This is a genomic window from Sphingomonas sp. 3P27F8, from assembly GCF_005502745.1.
In the GTDB taxonomy this organism is placed as follows: Bacteria; Pseudomonadota; Alphaproteobacteria; order Sphingomonadales; family Sphingomonadaceae; genus Sphingomonas.
In genome coordinates this window covers 1-19,574 of the sequence record NZ_SCNL01000011.1, presented here as the reverse complement: position 1 = coordinate 19,574, position 19,574 = coordinate 1, and the positions used below count along the sequence as shown (strand labels likewise).

General features: G+C 63.2%; 16 protein-coding genes. 10 read left to right on the top strand and 6 right to left on the bottom strand.

Annotation, left to right across the window (positions count from 1 at the left end):
- Positions 1-106 precede the first annotated feature (106 nt).
- Complete coding sequence (locus tag FFS35_RS13265) at positions 107-772, bottom strand: nitroreductase (protein ID WP_137787578.1); 666 nt, start codon at positions 770-772, stop codon at positions 107-109.
- An 80-nt stretch (positions 773-852) separates the two neighbouring features.
- On the opposite strand from FFS35_RS13265, the gene FFS35_RS13260 reads away from it, so the two are divergent.
- The 3 genes from FFS35_RS13260 to FFS35_RS13250 all read left to right on the top strand — a co-directional run bounded on the left by FFS35_RS13260 (position 853) and on the right by FFS35_RS13250 (position 3,412).
- Positions 853-2,052, top strand: coding sequence for an acetyl-CoA C-acetyltransferase (locus FFS35_RS13260; RefSeq protein ID WP_137787577.1), 1,200 nt, complete (start codon positions 853-855; stop codon positions 2,050-2,052).
- A gap of 32 nt (positions 2,053-2,084) precedes the next feature.
- Positions 2,085-2,867 carry an SDR family NAD(P)-dependent oxidoreductase gene (locus tag FFS35_RS13255; RefSeq protein ID WP_137787576.1) on the top strand — a complete coding sequence of 261 codons (783 nt, stop codon included), beginning with the start codon at positions 2,085-2,087 and terminating at the stop codon, positions 2,865-2,867.
- Between the two features lie 113 nt (positions 2,868-2,980).
- Positions 2,981-3,412, top strand: coding sequence for an acyl-CoA thioesterase (locus tag FFS35_RS13250; protein WP_137787575.1), 432 nt, complete (start codon positions 2,981-2,983; stop codon positions 3,410-3,412).
- A 39-nt stretch (positions 3,413-3,451) separates the two neighbouring features.
- Here the strand turns inward: FFS35_RS13250 and FFS35_RS13245 are convergent, their stop codons facing one another.
- On the bottom strand, positions 3,452-4,207 hold the full coding sequence (locus FFS35_RS13245) for an SDR family NAD(P)-dependent oxidoreductase (protein ID WP_137787574.1): 756 nt from the start codon (positions 4,205-4,207) through the stop codon (positions 3,452-3,454).
- A 117-nt stretch (positions 4,208-4,324) separates the two neighbouring features.
- On the opposite strand from FFS35_RS13245, the gene dcd reads away from it, so the two are divergent.
- From dcd to FFS35_RS13230, 3 genes are all read left to right on the top strand, one after another.
- Positions 4,325-4,879: a dCTP deaminase gene (gene dcd / locus FFS35_RS13240; protein ID WP_137787573.1), complete on the top strand. Its 555-nt coding sequence runs from the start codon at positions 4,325-4,327 to the stop codon at positions 4,877-4,879.
- Between the two features lie 349 nt (positions 4,880-5,228).
- Positions 5,229-7,505 carry a TonB-dependent receptor gene (locus FFS35_RS13235; protein WP_137787572.1) on the top strand — a complete coding sequence of 759 codons (2,277 nt, stop codon included), beginning with the start codon at positions 5,229-5,231 and terminating at the stop codon, positions 7,503-7,505.
- A 30-nt stretch (positions 7,506-7,535) separates the two neighbouring features.
- Entirely contained in the window at positions 7,536-8,435 is a 900-nt protein-coding gene (locus FFS35_RS13230; RefSeq protein ID WP_137787571.1) for an MBL fold metallo-hydrolase, read from the top strand.
- Between the two features lie 21 nt (positions 8,436-8,456).
- Here FFS35_RS13230 and FFS35_RS13225 read toward each other — a convergent pair whose 3' ends face one another.
- Positions 8,457-9,605: a CaiB/BaiF CoA-transferase family protein gene (locus FFS35_RS13225; protein ID WP_137787570.1), complete on the bottom strand. Its 1,149-nt coding sequence runs from the start codon at positions 9,603-9,605 to the stop codon at positions 8,457-8,459.
- 363 nt (positions 9,606-9,968) lie between these two features.
- On the opposite strand from FFS35_RS13225, the gene FFS35_RS13220 reads away from it, so the two are divergent.
- From FFS35_RS13220 to FFS35_RS13205, 4 genes are all read left to right on the top strand, one after another.
- A complete protein-coding gene (locus FFS35_RS13220) occupies positions 9,969-11,123 on the top strand; it encodes an iron-containing alcohol dehydrogenase (protein ID WP_249341629.1) in 1,155 nt (384 codons plus the stop codon).
- Positions 11,120-11,767, top strand: a complete 648-nt coding sequence (locus tag FFS35_RS13215) for a TetR/AcrR family transcriptional regulator (protein WP_137787568.1) — start codon at positions 11,120-11,122, stop codon at positions 11,765-11,767. The genes FFS35_RS13220 and FFS35_RS13215 overlap by 4 nt, the downstream gene beginning before the upstream one ends.
- Positions 11,768-11,809: 42 nt before the next feature.
- A complete protein-coding gene (locus tag FFS35_RS13210; protein ID WP_137787567.1) occupies positions 11,810-13,444 on the top strand; it encodes an AMP-binding protein in 1,635 nt (544 codons plus the stop codon).
- Between the two features lie 167 nt (positions 13,445-13,611).
- Positions 13,612-15,570: an NAD(P)/FAD-dependent oxidoreductase gene (locus tag FFS35_RS13205; protein ID WP_137787566.1), complete on the top strand. Its 1,959-nt coding sequence runs from the start codon at positions 13,612-13,614 to the stop codon at positions 15,568-15,570.
- A 190-nt stretch (positions 15,571-15,760) separates the two neighbouring features.
- On the opposite strand, the gene FFS35_RS13200 is transcribed toward FFS35_RS13205, so the two are convergent.
- From FFS35_RS13200 to FFS35_RS13190, 3 genes are all read right to left on the bottom strand, one after another.
- Positions 15,761-16,048 (bottom strand): hypothetical protein, encoded by a 288-nt coding sequence (locus FFS35_RS13200; RefSeq protein WP_137787565.1) that lies wholly within the window; start codon positions 16,046-16,048, stop codon positions 15,761-15,763.
- Positions 16,045-16,317, bottom strand: a complete 273-nt coding sequence (locus FFS35_RS13195) for a hypothetical protein (RefSeq protein WP_171007626.1) — start codon at positions 16,315-16,317, stop codon at positions 16,045-16,047. The genes FFS35_RS13200 and FFS35_RS13195 overlap by 4 nt, the downstream gene beginning before the upstream one ends.
- Positions 16,318-16,388: 71 nt before the next feature.
- Positions 16,389-19,574, bottom strand: a 3,186-nt coding sequence (locus FFS35_RS13190) for a choice-of-anchor D domain-containing protein (protein WP_137787563.1), incomplete at its 5' end; no start/stop codon positions are given.

Here is a 19,574-nt window from a genome sequence, read left to right as displayed (position 1 = left end):
TCCCTGAAAGGCGATTGAATGATGGGCCGACGGCGACACGTCGGCCCCTGGTAACGATCGGCGGCGGCTATCGTGTCGCCGATCGTAACCCGTATCGCGTGAAGCGTTACGCCAGCTCCGTAAGCCACTCGGCCGCCGGTGCGCGCGGGCTGCGCGCACGATTGGCAGGTTCGTCCGCATCCTCGTATCCGATCGCCATTCCGCAGAACAACATGCGTTCGGATGGCGTCCCCAGAAAACCCTCAACTGTCTGGGGATAGACCGCCCAGCATTCCTGCGCGCATGTTGCGAGCCCCGCTTCCACCGCGAGCAGCATCAGGTTTTGCAGATACATGCCAAGATCCGCCCATTGCGGCGGCCCCATGCGGCGATCCACCGTCACGAAATAGGCGGCGGGCGCTCCAAAAAACTGGAAATTCCGGGCAAACCAGATCGCGCGCGCCTTCTTGTCCTCTCGCGGGATGCCGAGATGGCCATACAGCATTTCGCCGATCTGGAACGTGCGCTCCTTCGTTTGCGGCGGCATTTCGCGCGGATAGATATCGTAACCGGGCGTCTCGGTTTCGCGTCGCTCGATCTTTCCCTGCATGATCTCCTTCAGGCGTGCGATCGATTCGCCGTGGACGATATCGATGTGCCACGGCTGTATATTGCCCCCGGTCGCCGCTCTGGCGGAGCGCAGCGCCAGTTCCTTCAGCAGCGCCGGATCGACCGGCTTGTCGAGGAAACCGCGCACTGATCGCCGCGCCAACACCGCTTCACTAACGTTCATTCGCCTCTCCGCTCTTGCCGTTCGCGTCAATCCGCGCCACATGCAGCAGCGGGATAACATCTGTTATGGAGAGTCGGAAGATGCCTGAGGCGTATATCGTCGAAGCGGTGCGGACGGCGGGGGGACGGCGCGGTGGCAAGCTCGCCGGCTGGCACCCGGTGGATCTGGCGGCCAAGGTGCTGGACGCGGTGGTCGAGCGATCGGGTATTCCCGGCGAGGCCGTGGAGGACGTCATCATGGGCTGCGTCAGCCAGGGCGGCGAGCAGGCCGGGCAGGTCGGCCGCAATGCGGTGCTCGCCTCGAAGCTGCCGCAGAGCGTTCCGGCGGTTACGATCGATCGCCAGTGCGGTTCGTCGCAGCAGGCGATGCAGTTCGCTGCGCAGGCGGTGATGTCCGGCACGCAGGACGTGGTGATCGCCGCGGGTGTGGAGAGCATGACGCGGGTGCCGATGGGCTCCACCTACAAACTGTTTCACGATGCCGGGCTGGGCAAGAACAAGTCACCGGGCCTCGAAGAAAAATATCCCGGCATCGTCTTCAACCAGTTTGCCGGCGCGGAGATGATCGCCAAGAAGTACGGCTTCACCCGGGAGGCGCTCGACGAATTCTCGCTCGGCAGCCATCGCAAGGCGGTCGCAGCGACGCAGGCGGGCAAATTCAAGGACGAGATCGTTCCGCTCGAGGTTGAGACGCCCGAGGGCAAGGAACAGCACGGATCCGACGAGGGTATCCGCTACGATGCGTCGGCAGAGGGCATGGCCTCCGTCAAGAAGCTGTCGGAAACCGGCGTCCTGACTGCCGCGTCTTCCAGCCAGATCTGCGATGGTGCCAGCGCTGTGCTCATCGTCAGTGGCGAGGCGCTGAAAAAGTATAATCTCAAGCCGCTGGCCAAGATCGTGAACCTCACCGTTACCGCCGGCGATCCGGTCGTGATGCTCGAAGAGCCGCTGTTCGCCACCGACAAGGCGTTGAAGAAGGCCGGCCTGTCGATCGACGACATCGATCTTTACGAGGTCAACGAAGCGTTCGCGAGCGTGCCGATGGCATGGCTGCACCACACCGGCGCCAACGCCGACAAGCTCAACGTCAATGGCGGCGCGATCGCGCTCGGCCACCCGCTTGGCGCGTCCGGCACGAAGCTGATGGCCACGCTGGTGCATGAACTGCGCCGTCGCGGTGGCCGCTATGGCCTGCAGACGATGTGCGAGGGCGGCGGCGTCGCCAACGTCACGATCATCGAGAATTGCGACTGGGACGAGGGCGCGAAGGCCGCGGCCTGAGCCACAACGCACTGCTACGAGAAGAGGGTAGAATGAAGCTCGACAATACTGTTTCCGCCGTCATCACCGGCGGCGCCTCCGGCCTTGGCGCGGCTACCGCGCGGTTGCTTGCGTCCAAGGGCGTGAAGGTAGCGCTGTTCGATTTGCAGGAAGAAAAGGGCGAAGCGCTCGCCGCCGAACTGGGCGGGGTATTCTGCAAGGTCAACGTCACTGACGAAGCGTCGGTGGACGAAGGGTTCGCCAAGGCGCGTGCCGCGATCGGTCAGGAGCGCATCCTGGTCAATTGCGCCGGCACCGGCAATGCGATCAAGACGGCGAGCCGCAGCAAGGAAGATGGCTCGATCAAGCATTTCCCGCTCGATGCGTTCAACTGGATCATCCAGATCAACCTTGTCGGCACCTTCCGCTGCATTGCCAAGTCGGCCGCGGGGATGTTGACGCTGGAGCCGCAGGAAGATGGCGAGCGCGGCGCGATCGTCAACACCGCGTCGGTCGCGGCGGAAGACGGTCAGATGGGGCAGGCGGCCTATTCCGCGTCGAAGGGCGGCGTTGTCGGCATGACGCTTCCGATCGCGCGTGATCTGATGGGTGAGGGGATCCGGGTGAACACGATCCTGCCCGGCATTTTCAATACCCCGCTGCTCGCCGCCGCGCCGCAGAACGTGAAGGACGCGCTCGCCGCTTCCGTGCCGTTCCCGAAGCGGCTTGGCGATCCGGCGGAATATGCCGCTCTCGCCACGCTGATGATCGAGAACGGCTATTTCAACGGCGAGGACGTGCGGCTCGACGGCGCGATCCGCATGGCGCCGCGTTGATCGGCTTCGCGAGGGGCGCCGGTGATCTGGCTGCCCCCCGCACGTGATCTGCCGGCGCGGGAGCGGCGCTCTCCCGCGCCGGCGCCTTATTTTTCTTGCGAAAGCCAGCCTGAATGCCTCGCCCCGACGCATGGCGCCTGTCGCCTGATGCCTATCCGATCCGCGAGGCGGTCCAGACGCGCTATCAGGATCTCGATCCCAACGGGCATCTCAACAACGTGGCCTTCGCCGCATTGTTTGAAACCGCGCGGGTTCTCATCAATCAGTCGCTCGGCGGCCGCGAGGCGTCGCCCGCATTCGGCGCGGTCGTCGCCCGTAATGAGATAAACTACCTCGCCGAAGGCCGCTTCCCCGATGCTGTCGAGATAGCCACGGGTATCGGCAAGATCGGCAACCGGAGCTGGGAAATGCTCGCGGCGATGTTCCAGAACGGCCTGCCGATCGCCACCTGCGACACCGTGATCGTCATGACCACGCCGGTTGGCGAGCCGATCCCGGCACCGGTGCGTGAACGGCTGGAAGCATTGCGGGCGTCCCCGAAGTAGCAACCGTCCGCGCGTTCACCGCGGTATTTCGGGCTTCTGCTAAAGCGATTGGCCGTCATCGACATCGATCACCGCGCCCGTCACCGCCGCGGAAGCATCCGACGCGAAATAAAGCATCATCGGATCGAGCGCCTCGATCGTCATCATCCGTTTGCGGTGGAAACTGGCGATCTGGTGCGCGCCACCGTCGGTCTGAAACCAGTCTCCGGCGATCTCGGTCTGGACATAGCCTGGCTGGATCACGTTCACGTTGATGCCCTGGCGCACCCATTCGCGCGCCAGATTGCGGCCGAGATGCGCGACCCCGGCTTTCGACGCGGCATAAGCGCTGTCGCCCTGCCCGGTGAGATGCGCGGTGATCGAGCCGATCACGATCGCGCGGCCGTTGCCTTTTTCCCGTGATCCGGCCGCGATCAGCCGCTTTGCGCCCTCGCGCACGGTGAGATAGGCTCCCAGAAAGTTCGCGTCGAGCAGCTGCCGTAATCCTTCGACCGTCACATCGGTGGCGCGGCCCGCGTGGCTGATGCCGGCATTGGCCACGATCGTATCGACGGTGCCGAAGCGCGCTTCGGCGGCGTCGTAAGCCGCGATGGTCGATGCTTCATCGCCGACATCGAGTGTCACCGCCAGCGCATCCGCGCCGATCTCCGCCGCCAGCGCCTCGATCCGATCGACGCGGCGGGCCCCGAGCACCACTTTGGCGCCGGCCTTCGCGTATAGCCGGGCGAAATGCGCCCCGAAGCCCGATGATGCGCCCGTTATCAGCGCAACCCGCCCGTCAAGCCTGAACGACATGTCCCATCTCCTGTTTTGCCCGATGCGTTGCGGGGCGCGGCGAGCGCCGTCAACCCGTCAACCCACTTGCCACCGGCGCGCCGGGCGGCGAAAGCGGGAGCGAAGGGGAAGCATGCGATGTCCGTCCTGTCCGACCGCTGGATTCGCGAGCGCGCACTCGCCGATGCGATGATCGAGCCGTTCGTCGAGGCGCAGCGGCGCGACGGCTGCATCAGCTACGGCCTGTCATCTTACGGTTATGACGCGCGGGTGGCTGACGAGTTCAAGATTTTCACCAACGTCGACAATGCCCTGGTCGATCCCAAGGATTTCGCGTCGAACAGCTTCGTCGATCGCAAGACCGATGTGTGCATTATTCCTCCGAACAGCTTCGCGCTGGCGCGGACGGTCGAATATTTCCGCGTCCCACGCGATGTGCTGGTGATCTGTCTTGGAAAGTCCACCTACGCGCGCTGCGGTATCATCGTGAACGTCACCCCGCTGGAGCCGGGCTGGGAAGGGCATGTGACGCTCGAATTCTCTAACACAACGCCGCTGCCGGCGAAGATCTACGCCAACGAGGGCGCCTGCCAGTTCCTGTTCCTGCAAGGGAACGAGCCGTGCGAGATCAGCTACGCGGATCGCGCAGGCAAATATATGGGTCAGCGCGGGGTCACGCTGCCGCGATTGTAGCTCGCGGCAGATGCGTCCCGCTGCACCGGGGCGGGCGCGAACGGGTGAGCCGAACACCGTATTGATCGCGATCGCGCCGGCTTATTTACTTGCGGGTATTTAAAAGTTCTGTTCCGTCAACGCCATGACGGTTTCGGCCGCCATTGCCGAGATTCTCCGGCGCAACGATTTGCAGGCCGCGATCTGGCCCGCCGCCTGTCGCCTCCACGTCGAAAACCGGCCCGCGATTCCAGATATGGACGCGCGATCGCGATATAGAGCTTGAATTACACAAGGCTCGGATATACCAGCGGGTATGTAAGAGAGAGCCGCGGTAAGAAGCGGTTGTACGTATAAAGGGGGAGTGCCGATGAAAATCCGTGTCCAGACGCTTTGCCACGCTTCGCTCGCCGCATTGCTTCTCGCGCCCGCCGCCGCCCACGCGCAGGCTGCGGCCGGCGCGGTTCAGGCATCCACCGAAACCGCCGATCCCTCCGACGTCATCGTCACCGCGACGCGCGAGAATACCGCGCTCAGCCGCGTCGCGGCCGCCGTCACCGCGATCCGCGCGGACGATATCGGCCCGGGCGGCATCCAGAATATCGGCGATCTCCAGGTCGTCGTGCCCAACGTGTCGATCGGCGATCAGTTCGGCGTCAACCGGACCTTCATTCGCGGCGTCGGCCTCAACAATTTCGATATCGGCGGCGAGGGCGCCGTCGCATTCCTGCAGAACGGGGCATTGTTGCCGCGTCCCGCACAGCAACTGAGCGGCTTTTTCGATCTCGAACAGATCGAGGTGCTGCGCGGGCCGCAGTCGATCCTCTATGGTCGCGGCGCGACTGCCGGCGCGATCAACATGGTGACGGCGCGCCCGCGCGAGGAACTGCAAGGCTATGCGCGTTTCACCTACGGCAATTACAACGCGAAGATTCTCGAAGGCGCAGTCGGCGGAAGCCTTACCGGCGATGACAGGCTGCTGGTGCGTATCGCGGGAAAATATGAAAAGCGCGATGGCTATGGGAAGAACCTTTTCACCGGAAAGGATGTGGATGATCGTGATGCCTATTCGCTTCGTGGTACGATCATCGGCAAGATAAGCGATAACGTGAAGGCGACGGTGGTCGTCGATCACTTCCGTGAGAATGACAACAATTACGCTTTTCACTATTTCGGCCCGTCGGTCGTGCCGGAAACGGCAATGCCGCACACGCTGATCGGCGGCGAGACGATCATCCAATATTATCAGGCGCTCGGGCAGAAGCCCAATCTTCGCAACATCTATTCGGATCAGGAAGCGATCAATCGCCGCAAGGGCTATGGCGCAACGGGTACGCTCGATTTCGATCTCGGCGATGCGTCGGTAAAGACGATCACGGCCTATCGCTCGTTCGATCGCTTCCAGCGTGACGATCTCGATTCGTCGCAGGTCAATCTTGCCGGCCAGAACAACTACACCGAGAAAAGCCGCTCTTTCAGCCAGGAAGTGACCGTCAACTATCAGGGCAACGGCTTCACCCTGCTCGGTGGCGCGATGTATTTCCACGAGAAGCTGGATGGCACGGTGGACGTGCCGACCACCAACCTCGGCGTGCTGTTCGGCCTGCCCGCCGATACGTTCGACGGTGGCGCCTATCGTCAGGACGGCACGGTCAAGATCGATGCCGTCGGCGCCTATCTGCAAGGCACGGTCGACGTGAGCCCGGTGCTCAAGTTCACCGCCGGCGCGCGCTACAATTACGAGCATCGCAAGGGTGTCGGTTATTTCCGCTTCGATGCGATCGGGATCAATATTCCGACCGACGAGGCGAAGGGCTGGTCCTCGGTAACGCCCAAGGCGTTGCTCGAATATCGCCCGACCAGCACGACGATGCTTTACGCAAGCATCACCAAGGGCTTCAAGTCCGGCGTCATCAACGTCGGCAGTGCCGATGCGGCGATCAACCCCGAAACCGTGTGGAGCTACGAGGGCGGATTCAAACAGAAGCTGTTCGACAACCGCATCCTCTTCAGCGGCGCGATATTTTATTACGATTACAAGGATCTGCAGGTCAGCTTCGTCAACGCGAACAGCATCGTGCAGACGATCAACGCCGCGTCGGCGCGCAACTATGGTGGCGAGCTGGAGCTTGAAGGGAAGGTCACGTCAACCTTCACGATCAATGCCAACGCCTCCTATCTGAACGCGAAGTTCACCAAATTCTGTAACGCATATTACGGCGCGGCCTTTCCGGCGCGGCCGGGGATTTCCTATGCGCCGTGCCCGACCGATCCCGGCCTCGTTGATCTGAGCGGCAAGAGCCTGCCGAATGCGCCGAAGTTCACCATCGGCGGCGGCTTCGCCTGGGATATTCCGTTCGGTGAAAGCAAGGTCACGATCAACGGCGACGCCAAATGGCAGACGAAGGTCTATTTCAGTGAGTTCAACAACCGCGATGCGGAGCAGGACGCCTATCTGATGGCGAATGCGGGCATCACCTGGCACGCGCCGAACGATCGCCTCACGGTGGGCGCGTGGGTGAAGAACCTCACTGACAAGTTCGTGATCGCGAACAACATCGTCGCGGCTGCCACCTATGCATATCCGCGCGTCGGCTCGCTGATGCCGCCGCGCACCTATGGCGCCACGATCGGCTTCAATTTCTGAAGGCGCGTGACGATTTAGCCTGGAGGCAGGATGGACCGCTTCAACATCGGCCGGATCCGCGTGCACCGGATCGAGGAATGGCGCGGGACATTTTCGCCTCCAGGGGAGCTTTTTACCGGGTTCTTCCGTGAAGGCTGGGATCCGCATGAAGCGGAATTCACGCCCGGCTTCTACAACCCCGACGAAGGCAAGCTGTTCGCGTTTCTGCAGAGCTGGGTGCTCGACACGGGCTCCCAGCGCATCCTGTTCGATACCGGGGCCGGAAACGACAAGGACCGGCCGAACCTGCCGATCTTCGGCGGCCTACAGACCGATTTTCTCGGCAATCTCGCGCGCGCCGGGTTCCAGCCGGAAGATATCGATGTCGTCGTCTGTTCGCATATCCATGTCGATCACGTCGGCTGGAACACCCGGCTGGTCGATGGCCGGTGGGAGCCGACGTTCCGCAATGCGCGCTATATCCTTCCCGTTGGCGATCGCGATTATTGGGATCCGCTGATCGCCGGTTCCGGGCCGGGCGAGATCGGCACGATCGTCAATGCCGGCATGTTCGAGGATAGCGTCCGTCCCATTCTGCAGGCCGGTCGCGCCGAATGGGCGGGGGACGGCTTCGAAATCGCGCCGCATATCACGCTCGGCGCGCATCCCGGCCACACGCCCGGGTCGATGGTCATGCGCGTTTCGTCCGGCGAGGCGCGCGCGATGTTTTGCGGCGATATCGTTCATCATCCGGCGCAGATCTATGAGCCGGATTGGAACAGCATCTTCTGCGAGGATCCGACCCAGGCACGCGAAACCCGTCGCCGCGTGCTGAATGAAGCCGCCGACAGCGGGGCGCTGCTGATTCCGGCGCATTTCGGCGGGGATCATGTCGTGCGCGTCGTGCGCGACGACGGCGGCTTCCGCCCGATCCTCTCCCCGGCATTCTAAACCGCGAGCGGGCGCACGCGCTCAGCCGGTGCGAAGCTTGTTCTGGTCAAGCAGCCGGTCGATCAGCGCCGTGTCGAAGCCCCAGTCGCGCAAGCGCTCGCCGCCACGCTCGCCGGGCAGCGGCGGCGCGGACGCTATCGCTGATGGCGTGCGGCTGAAGCGCGGGGCGGGGGCGGGTTGTATCGCGCCCTCGACCGCGACATGCACGTGCCGCGCGATATTGGCCGCGTCGCGTGTCGCCTCCGCCGGGCTCAGCACCGGCGTGACGCAGGCATCGAGCGCGGCATAGGTATCGAGCCATTCGGCGCGGCTGCGGCGGCGCACGATGGCGGCGACGATATCCGCCCGTTCCACCCAGTTCGACGGATCGAGATGGTCGCCGAAATCGGCCGGATCCAGCCCGAGGCCGGTCAGGAAATTGGCGTGGAACTGCGGCTCCAGCGCGCCGACCGCGATGAACTCGCCGTCGCTGCATTCGTAACAGCGGTAGAAATAGGCGCTTCCATCGAGCAGGTTGTCGCCGCGTCCGGGCCGCCACCGCTCCATCCGCTCCCATGAATAGATCTGGGTAATCAGTTGCGATGCGCCGTCGATCATGGCTGCGTCCACCAGCTGCCCGCGCCCGCTGGTCTGTCGTTCGACCAGGGCGGCGAGCACGCCCGTCACCATCAGCATCCCGCCACCGCCGAAATTGGCGACGAGATTGATCGGCGGAACGGGCGGCCCGTCGAACGGCCCCATCAGGTAAAGCGCGCCGGTCATTGACAGATAGTTGATGTCGTGCCCCGCCTTGTGCGCCTGCGGCCCGGTCTGCCCCCAGCCGGTCATCCGCGCGTAGATCAGCCGCGGGCTGGCCTTCATCAGCAGGTCCGGCCCCAGGCCCAGCCGCTCCATCGCGCCGGGGCGAAAGCCTTCGATCAGCACGTCCGCGCGCTCGGTCAGATAGCGGACCAGCGCCACATCGGCCGGATCCTTCAGATCGAGCGCGATCGACGCCCGGCTGCGGTTGAGATAATTGTGGCGCTCGTCGCCGCCACCGAAATTGTCGACGCCCAGCCGGTCGATCCGCAGGACCTCGGCGCCCATGTCGGCCAGCATCATGCAGGCGAAGGGCGTGGGGCCGAGGCCGGCGAACTCGACGATACGGACCCCGGCCAGCGGACCGCTCATGCGGGCGCCCCGGCGGAATAGGCGTGAGACAGCAGGCGGGCAGGCGCCATCGCGCGCAGTCGGTTTGCTTGACGGCTCATTGTCCCCGCTCCCCCGGCACGGGCCCGGGGCCGCCGCCGTTACATTCCCTCGTCCCGTCATGTCGCGGATCGCCGGTTCCCGTTCGTTTCCCGCTACATACAAGAACACCAGCCAGGCCTACCAACGGGTAGCATGGCGGTCAAGCCGGCATCCGGGGCGGCGTGTCAAAAGTTACCAATTATACTGGACGGTAGATCAGCGCTGTGGCAGTGCGGATCGGCACCGGCGAAAAGGTGGCGATGGGATGGAGGAGATGTCATGGGCAGCGTGACGGCAAGTCAGATGACTTTTACCACGACCGAGCGGGTGACGATGGGCCGCCCGGCGCATGAAGCGATCGTGGAGCAGGCGGAGTCGCTGGGCGCGCACCGGGTCTTTCTGCTCGTGTCGGAAACGCTGCGCACCAACACCGGCGAGATCACCAAGATCGAGGCGGCGCTCGGCGCGCGTCATGGCGGCACGCACAGCGGCATCCAGTCGCACGCCCCGCGCACGGATGTGCTGGCCGCAACCGACGCCGCGCGCGCAGCCGGCGCCGATCTGATCGTCACGATCGGCGGCGGCTCGGTAACGGACGCGGGCAAGATCATCGCGTTGCTGCTCAGGCATGATGTGCGGACGATCGAGGATTTCGAGCCGCTTCGCACCTATGTCACGGAGGACGGGCAGGTCATCAATCCGATCACGGTCGGTCCCGATGTGCGGGTGATCTGCGTCCCGACCACATTGTCCGGCGGCGAATTCAACGCTCTGTCGGGGTCCACCGACGAAGTGACCATGCACAAGCAGGGTTACGAGCATCGCATGATGGCGCCGGTGATGGTCGTGCTCGATCCGGCGCTGACGGTCCACACCCCGGAATGGCTGTGGTTGTCGACCGGCGTTCGCTCCGTCGATCACGCCGTGGAGACGATGGCATCCGACAAATCGAACGATTTTGCCAACGGCCTCGCGGATAGCGCGCTCCGGCTGCTCGTGGAGGGGCTGTCACGCTCGAAGGCTGATCCGCATGACATGGAGGGGCGGCTCAAGTGCCAGGTGGGTGCGTGGCAATCGATGATCTCGATCATCGGCGGGGTGCCGATGGGGGCAAGCCACGCGATCGGCCATATCCTGGGCGGCACGTGCAATGTGCCGCATGGTTATTGTTCGTGCGTGATGTCGCCGTCGGTGCTCGAATGGAACGCCGAATATGACGACAGCCGCCAGGGCCGCATCAACGCCTGCCTGGGCAATACGCACGGGACGGCCGCGGAAAGCCTTGACGCTTTCATTCGCGGGCTCGGCATGCCGCGTTCGCTGAAGGAAGTCGGCGTGGAGGCGGATCAGTTCCAAAAGGTAGCGGAATATACCATGCTTGATATATGGGGGAGAACCAATCCCAGACCCGTCCGATCGCCAGCGGATATCCTGGAGATACTGAAAAGGGCCGCATGAGCAACTCAACCGCCGCCGCCGCCAAGCGCCAGCCTGCTTCCCCGCCCACCGGCCGGGAGATCAAGCCGAGTGTCGTGGCTTTCAAACGTGCCCGCATCCTCGAAGAGGCGAGCGCCTTGTTCTGCGAGCGCGGATATGAGGCGGCAACGCTGGAGATGCTGGCCGACCGGCTGAGCGCGACCAAGCCGTTTCTCTACACCTATTTCAAGGGCAAGAGCGCCATCCTGAGCGCGATCTGCGAAGTGGGGGTGAAGGAATCGCTGGCGGCGCTGGATCGGATCGCGGAAACCGATCTCAATTCGCTCGATCTGCTCGTCGCCTCGTTGCGCGAAGCTGCGCAGATCATCGTCGCGCGGCACGAATATCTCGTCGTGTACCAGCGCGAGATGATGAACCTCGAGCGGACCGACGCGCAACGCATCCTGCGCCAGCGGCATGAATTCGATCTGCGCGTCGGCAGGATGATCGAGGATTGCGTGCGAGACGGCTATGTCTCCGTCGCGGATGCGCCGGCGATGTCGATCTGGATCGGTGGCCTGTTGAGCTGGATAACCTATTGTTTTCGGCCAGGCAGCAAGCGTTCGGGCGAAGAGGTGGTGGATCAGGCGGTACATGCCTGTCTGCGGCTGATCGGAATATTCTGAACCCTTGCGTCCGGCCTTCCCTGAACGGGGGAGGGAGATGAAATGTCGATTGTCAGTGCAAGCGATGCGCGCGATTTCGCCGATCCGCGCATTCCGAACCGCAATGCCTGTGTGCTGCGGTATCTCGTCGATCGCTGGGCCGTCGAGCGGCCCGACAAGACGCACGTCATCTTCGAGGATGGCGAGGAATGGAGCTTCGCGGAACTTCGCCGTCGCGTGATCGCGAAGGCTGCCGGGCTGCAGAGGCTCGGCGTGAAGCAGGGTGATTTCGTCGCCGTCTGGCTGCCCAGCGGGCGCGATGGCCTGCTGGCCTTCTATGCGATCAATTATCTTGGCGCGGTGTTCGTGCCGTTCAACACCGCCTATCGCGGTAATCTGCTCGCCCATGTCGTCAGGAATTCGGGCGCGCGCCTGATGATCGTCCACCCCGATCTGGCGCCGCGGCTGGCGGAGGTCGATCGCGCGGAAATCGCGCAGCTCGTTGTCGTCACGCAGGCCGATGTGCCGGATCTTGGCATGCCCGTAACCCGGTTCGATGATCTTGCCGGCGATGCGGTCGATCCGCCTGAGCGCCCGATCGAGCCCTGGGATATCCAGTCGATCATTTACACCTCCGGCACGACCGGCCCGTCAAAGGGCGTGCTGTCCTCCTATCTGCACATGTTCACCAATGCCGGGCCGGAAAGCTGGCCGATGGTGGGGGAGAACGATCGCTACATGTGCGTCGCGCCGATCTTCCACATCGGGGGCATGGGGCCGCCGTTCGTCATGCTGGCGCGCGGCGCGTCGGTTGCGCTGATCGAATCTTTTTCCACCGATCAGTTCTGGGATATAGCGCGGCGGACGCAGGCGACGGTGGTGTTCCTGCTTGGCGTGATGGCGACGTTCCTGATGAAGCGCCCGCCGTCGCCGGAGGATCGCAATCACAGCGTCCGCGCCGCCTTCATGGTGCCGCTGACGGACGATGCGGCCGCGTTCACCGAGCGCTTCGGCATCGATATCTACACCATCTTCAACATGACGGAGATTTCCTCCCCGATCGTGTCGGAGGCGAACCCGGCAAAGCGCGGCACCTGCGGAAAGGTTCGGCCCGGCGTCGAGGTGCGGCTGGTGGACGCGCAGGACTGCGAAGTGCCGGTCGGCGCGATCGGCGAGATGCTGGTTCGAACCGACCGTCCCTGGGCGATGAACAGCGGCTATAACCGCAATCCGGAAGCGACCGCGAAAGCCTGGGCGAACGGCTGGTTCCACACCGGCGACGCCTTCCGGCGTGACGATGACGGCTATTACTACTTCGTAGACCGAGTGAAAGACGCAATACGTCGGCGGGGCGAGAACATCTCCTCGTTCGAGGTAGAGGTAGAGGTGTGCGCGCATCCCGATGTGCGGGAATGCGCTGCGATCGCCGTGCCGAGCGAGTTTTCCGAGGATGAGGTGATGATCGTCGTAGCACCAGTTCCCGGACGGGCGATCGTTCATGAGGAACTGGCAGCGTTCCTCATGAAGAACATGCCTTATTTCATGGTTCCCCGATACATTCGTATAATGGACGAACTGCCCAAAACGCCTTCCGCCAAAGTGCTCAAGACCGATTTGCGGGTTGAGGCCGTCACTTCGGATACCTGGGATCGCGAAAAAGCGGGGTTACGTGTGAGACGCGAGATTTTCGCAAGCTAGTTGCTCATCAGCCTTTCGTGAGACCTTCAGGCCAATGAAAACTGATGGGTTGACTTTAAATACCGATGGGTAGATATTTTTTAGGGCGGGCGAATTTATTTGGCCCATGCGTTTATTAACCCTGTCAAATTCGAAAGAAGCGGCTGCGTGGCTGCGCGAGGAGGCAAATGACGGCGCAGAAAATCACCACATCCGGCATCGCGCTCGATCAGGTTGATCGCGCTAAGCTGCGCGATGGTATCGACCGCGCGAACATACCCGCGCTTTTGATGTGCCTTGTTCAATTGACTGGTGACAAGCGATGGATCGAAAGCCCATTCATGCCGCGACGTGGCAGGGGCCTCGACGATAATGATTCAGGGGGCCTTGGCGATGATTTACAGCGCGCGATCCGTGTTGCGGCTTATGATGCGGTAATAGCGTGGATCGACGGTCGCACCGCAGCTTTGCCGCGCCCGACCAACAAGCAGCTCGCCGAGATGCTGAGCGTCGCCATGAGCGAGCCGGTGCCCGAGGAATATGGCGACATCGTCGCCTCGTCGCTCGGGCTCGATCCTCCGGCCGCACCACCCGCGAAACCCGGCAAGCCATTGAGGGCGATCATCATCGGCGGCGGCATTTCGGGGATCTGTGCCGCGATGGAGCTGGGCAACCTAGGCATCGCCTATCACCTGTACGAGAAGAACAGCGACTTTGGCGGCACCTGGTGGGAAAATCGCTATCCGGGATGCGGGGTCGACACGCCGAACCTGACCTATACGTTTGCTTCCCGGCCCACCGACTGGACGCGGTACTTCCCCGGCCAACCGGAGATCGAAAAATATCTCCTCGATACAGCGCGCGAGAGGGGGCTGTACGACAATGTCACCTTTGGCGCCAAGGTCGAACGCGCTGAGTGGATCGTCGACTCAAAGCTCTGGAAGGTGACGGTTGCGAAGGCTGACGGCAGTAAAAGCGAGCAACTCGCCGATATCGTCATCAGCGCTGTAGGGCTGCTCAATATCCCGCAGATACCGGTGATACCGGGCATCCACAGCTTCGCCGGCCGTGTTGTGCATACCAGTAACTGGCCGGAAGATATCGAGCTGGCCGGCAAGCGCGTCGCCGTGATCGGCAATGGTGCCTCCGCGATGCAGGTCGTTCCCGCAATCGCCGACGAAGTGGCTGCGATGACGATTTTCGCGCGATCCAAGCAATGGGCCGCCCCGTTCCCGCAGTTCAGGAAGCCGGTGCCCGAAGGTGTCCGCTATTTGATGCAGGTGTTTCCGCTTTATCGCGGCTGGGTCGAGCAGCGCATGTCGTGGACGTTCAATGATCGTGTTCATGGCACGCTGTTCCGCGATCCCGAATGGCCGGAGCCGAAGCGCGCGGTCAACGAGATCAATGACGGGCACCGCGAATATTTCACCCGCTACGTTAAGGAAGAACTGGGCGATCGCCAGGATCTGCTGCCGCTGGTCCTGCCCGACTATCCGCCATTCGCGAAGCGCATGCTGCTCGACAACGGCTGGTATCGCACCTTGCGCAAGCCGCATGTCACGTTGATACCCGATCGGCTCGCCGAAGTGCGCGACGGCAAACTGATAGCCGGAACGGGCGAAGAGGTCGAGGCGGATGTCATCATCCTCGCGACCGGCTTTCAGGCATCCAACGTGCTTGGCTCGTACGACGTCATCGGCCGGGAGGGCCGCGTGCTGCGGGAGTTCTGGGAAGGCGACAACGCGTCAGCATATTTGGGCACACTCGTCCCGGGCTTCCCGAACTTCTTCATCCTGCTGGGGCCCAACGTCGGCTCCGGTCATGGTGGCAGCATGATCCGCAACATCGAAAGCCAGGCGCATTATGCTATGCGCATCATCGAGATGCTGATCGCGGAGGGCGCCAGTTCCGTCGAGGTTCGCGAGGAAGTCTATAATGATTACGTTGCCCGCCTTGATGCGGCACACGAGAAACTTGTGTGGACGCATCCGGGCACCGAGAACTGGTACCGTAACTCACGCGGCCGCGTGATTGCGATCACCCCTTGGCGCAACGACAGCTTCTGGCGAATGACGCGCACGGCGAGCCGCGACGATCTCGAGCTTGGCCGTGAGCAGGTCGATGAAAAAGCCGAGCGGACGGCATGATGCGGCCTGATCCGCGCTTTATTGCAATCCGCAGATGCTGATCGCGACCGCCTGACAGCCACGTCGCCTACGCTGGCTCTTCAAGGTCGGCCAGCGTGAGGCGTCGGTGGCTGGCCGGAGGTTGAAAATGCTGGGCGCGGCACTTTCTGACCCGAACATTTCGCCAAGAGATATCTAACCCCCGCCAGCCTCAGCGACCATTGGCCTTCGCATCGATCCGCACGCCATTCTGCGCGAGTTGAGCGACGATCTTCGCGGCCTGCGGATTGCCATGCTGCGCCAGTTGCTGCGTGCCGCGTGCCAACCCGTCAAGCTGGGTATTGATGCGCGCGACGACGGCATCGTTGTTGCCCTGTTGCGCGATCATGGCGGAAAGCTTGTCGTTGGCGGAGGAGAGCTGGACAAGCTCGTTCACGAGCAGAACCGCGAACGCCAGCTGGGTTAGCAGCAACGCGATGCGGCGATCGAACAGATTCACTTCGCGTCCTCCGTCGTTTTTGTATCGGCCGGTGCCGTCGCAGCGGCTGTCTGGCGATAAGTGACGCCATTGGCGGCCAGCAGCGCCTTGATATCGGCATCGTCATGCTCGACCGCCGCGCTTGTAAGCATGCGGATCAGCGTATTGTCGAGATTGGCTGCGGTCTGCGCCTTGGCGAGCGTTGCCTGACCTGCGCTGACCGTATCTTGCAGGCCGCGATTATGCGACGCGAACGCGACAGTGGCGATCACGAGCAGGAGTACAGCCACCCCGCCCAGGGTTGTGATACGGTCAAGGGCCGTGGGCGGCGTGCCCGCTTTTTCCCCTTGAAGGCCGGGCATCAGAGCGACACCCGCGCATCAGCCCGCCGCCGCCGGCGAAGGGCGCTTGCCACCGCGCCGAAGCCCAGGATGAGCATCGTCCACGTCGTCGGCTCGGGCACCCCGCCGGGCATACCGCCTCCGCCACCCATGATGGTCGCATGAATGTTAACGGTGATGGGCGTCAGTGCGTAGTCAGCAAGCCCTGCATAATGGCTGTAACCAAGGAACGTCAGCGTATCGTTGTAATTGCCCGCCGCGAGGCCGCTGTAGTTGAACGTAAGCCAGTTGTTCGCGTCGGTATTGCCGCCGGCTAACCCCGAGACGCCGCCGCTGAAGCTGTAGCCGGTGCCGCCCGACAGATTGAACATGCCGTTGAGCAGTTCGGAGTAGGACTTGCCGGAATTGGCGTTGAAGATGTCAAAGCCCGTCGTAAGCGAACCCGCTCCTGCCGCGATCGAGCCGAGATCGAGCGTGAAGCTTTGGCCGGCGCCGGCGAAAATGCCCGCGCCGCTTCCCTTCGCAAGCTGGGCGACCGCAAGCTCGGTTACGGTCCCCGTGAACGCGATGTTCTGGGATGCCAGCGCCAGGGGCGTCAACTCGGCGTTGGTCGAGGTGAAGTTGAGCGTGCCCTGCCCGTTATACTGGCCGGCAATGGCCGTGCTCTGGCTGAACGAGGCATTGCCCGAAGCTCCGCCCGCAAGAGCGCCGGGCGCCGTTCCGGTGACGCCTTGCGGCAGCGAGCCGATCGAGGTGTTCAGGTGATCTGTCAGTGCGCCGTTGGCGGTGTTGGTGACCGCCACCGTCGCGGTCGGCGCGGCCGATCCTTGCCGAACTGTGCCGAAATCCACGCTTGTGGTTGAAAGCTGGGCATTGGCCGCCTGATAGACCCGCCCGCTTACCGTTACTGACTGGCTCGCCAAAGCCGCCCGCGCCAACCCGCTCGTGCCGGTGCCATCGGTCGCCAGCCCGTAGGTCACCGTCCCGCTGTACGAACCGGACGTCGCCGTGCCGAGCGATACGGCCGATGTTGCGCTTGCGCCCGGATTGAGGAGACCGACCGGCGCTGTGCCGCTCGCGCCGCCGGCTCCCACAGCGCCTGTGACCGCCAGCTTTTCGCTGTACGCGCCCACCGGCGCGGTATTCGCGATCGTAACCGAGCCTGCGAGTGTGCCGCCGACGCGGGTTGCGCCCAGATCGATCGTCGTCGGCAGGAGGGAGGCTGCGGCCGGGTTATACGCCGCTCCGACAATCGACAGCGTCTGGTTCGCGACATTGTCGAAATTGCTGGCGACCGTGATTGTATTGCCCGCCAACGACCCCGCGACTGTCCCGGTGTAGGACAAGGTTACGGTCGTGCTGCCACCATTCGGCCCAACCACGAAATTGTTGCTGGAGATACTCACCGAATTGGACACCGGGCTTTCCACCGCGCCGCGCAATGTGGTCAGCGTGCCGTTGTTGGTGATCGTCAGTGTGGTCGAGCTTGAACCGCCGAGGCGCACATTGCCGACATTGAGCAACGAGCCGTTGAGACCCGGCCCCGACAGATCCTGCGTAGCGCTCGCGGCGAGGATCAGCCCGCTGCCGGTAACGTTCGCATGCGCGTTGAAGGCGTTGCCCGATCCGAAATTGGCGTTGGTGTAATCGCTGGTCACGGTGATGCTTTTGTTGCCGAGCGCCAGCGCCCCGTTGTTCGTCAGGAAGCCGGCGCTCGACGGACTTGCGGCGCCGGAGAGATCGAGCGTTCCGCCAGCGTTGCTCTGGATCGTCCCAGTCGCGCCGGTGATCGCTTTCGAAAAGAGCGTGCCGCCGTCGGCAATCACCGAACCGGAGTTCGTGATCGGCGTGCCAATCGTGCCGTTGCCTGAGATTGTACCGCTGTTGGCGAGGCCGGCAGGCGCGGTGAAACTGGCGCCGCTATTCAGCTGCAGCAGCCCGGCATTTGAAAACGCGCCGTTGAATGCGGTGAACGCGCGACCATCTGAGAGAGAGAGCGCCCCGGATGCCGCGATCGTGTTGAGCGACTGATCGAGCGAGGTGACCGTGCCGCCCCCGCTCGGCATGACCGAGATTACCGATCCCGCGCCGGAGAGCGTGACGCTGGTGTCGGTGCCCGCCGTATTGGTGCCGATCGTCGTAATCGCGCCGGTCTGGTTGGAGCGCAGGCTCATCGTGCCGCCGGCGAAGGCGAAATACAGTCCCTTGTTGAGCACGCCGCCCGCCTGCAGGTTCGCCAGGTTGCTGTCGTTACCCATCACGAAGTTGCTGCCGGTGCCGACCGAGAACGACGCGCCCGCCGCCTGTTCGTAAAGACCGCCTGCGAGCGTCAGCGTCGCGCCGCCGTTGTTGGCTTGCACTTGTCCGCCGGCTGCATTGTAGAAGCCCGAATTGCCGCCGGTGCCCAGGCCGCCGCCACCAAGACCGCTGCTGCCGCCCTGCGCGTCGATCGTGATCGCGCCGTCCGCCAGTATGTTGCCTGCGTTGGTGATGAGGCCCTGATCAAGCCCGATGCTGCCGGTTCCATGTACGAACTGGCCTGCGCCGATCGTCATCTGCGTACCGTTGCCGTCGTAGAAGGCCGAGGAAGGGTCGGTCAGTACGATCGCGCCGTTTCCGGAGATGGTCGAGGTGGTGGTTTCGCCGAACAATACTGCGCCCGCGCCAACAGTGATCGTTCCGTTATTTGTCAGCGTGTTATCGATCCGCACGACATCCCCGCTGATCGCCAGGTCAGTGCCGTTCGCAAGCGTCACATTCTGAAGATACTGGTTGCCGCTGGTCGCGCTGACCGCGCCGCCCAGCGTGCCGCCCAGGATGCGGACGTCGTTGTTGAGAACGATCTGCGATCCATTGCCGACCGCCAGTATCTGGCCGCCGGCGGCGTTTTCGTAGAGGCCATTGTTCAGATAGAGCGTGCCGCCACCGGTCGCCTGGATCAGATTGTTGTTGAGGAACGCGCTATTGGTGTTGGTGCCGACGCCATTGCCCGTGCCGATCCCGCCGCTGCCGCCCTGCGCGTCGAGCGTCAGACCGCCTGCGCCGGCGGTGGCCGTGATCGTGCCGTTGTTGACGATCACGCCCTGATCCTGGCCGATATAGCCGAGGCCGCGGATCGACTGGCCGGAGCCGATCGTCATCTGCGTGCCGTTGTAGTTATACAGATAGGCGCTGCCCGCATTGCTGGCGGCAAGGATGATCGATCC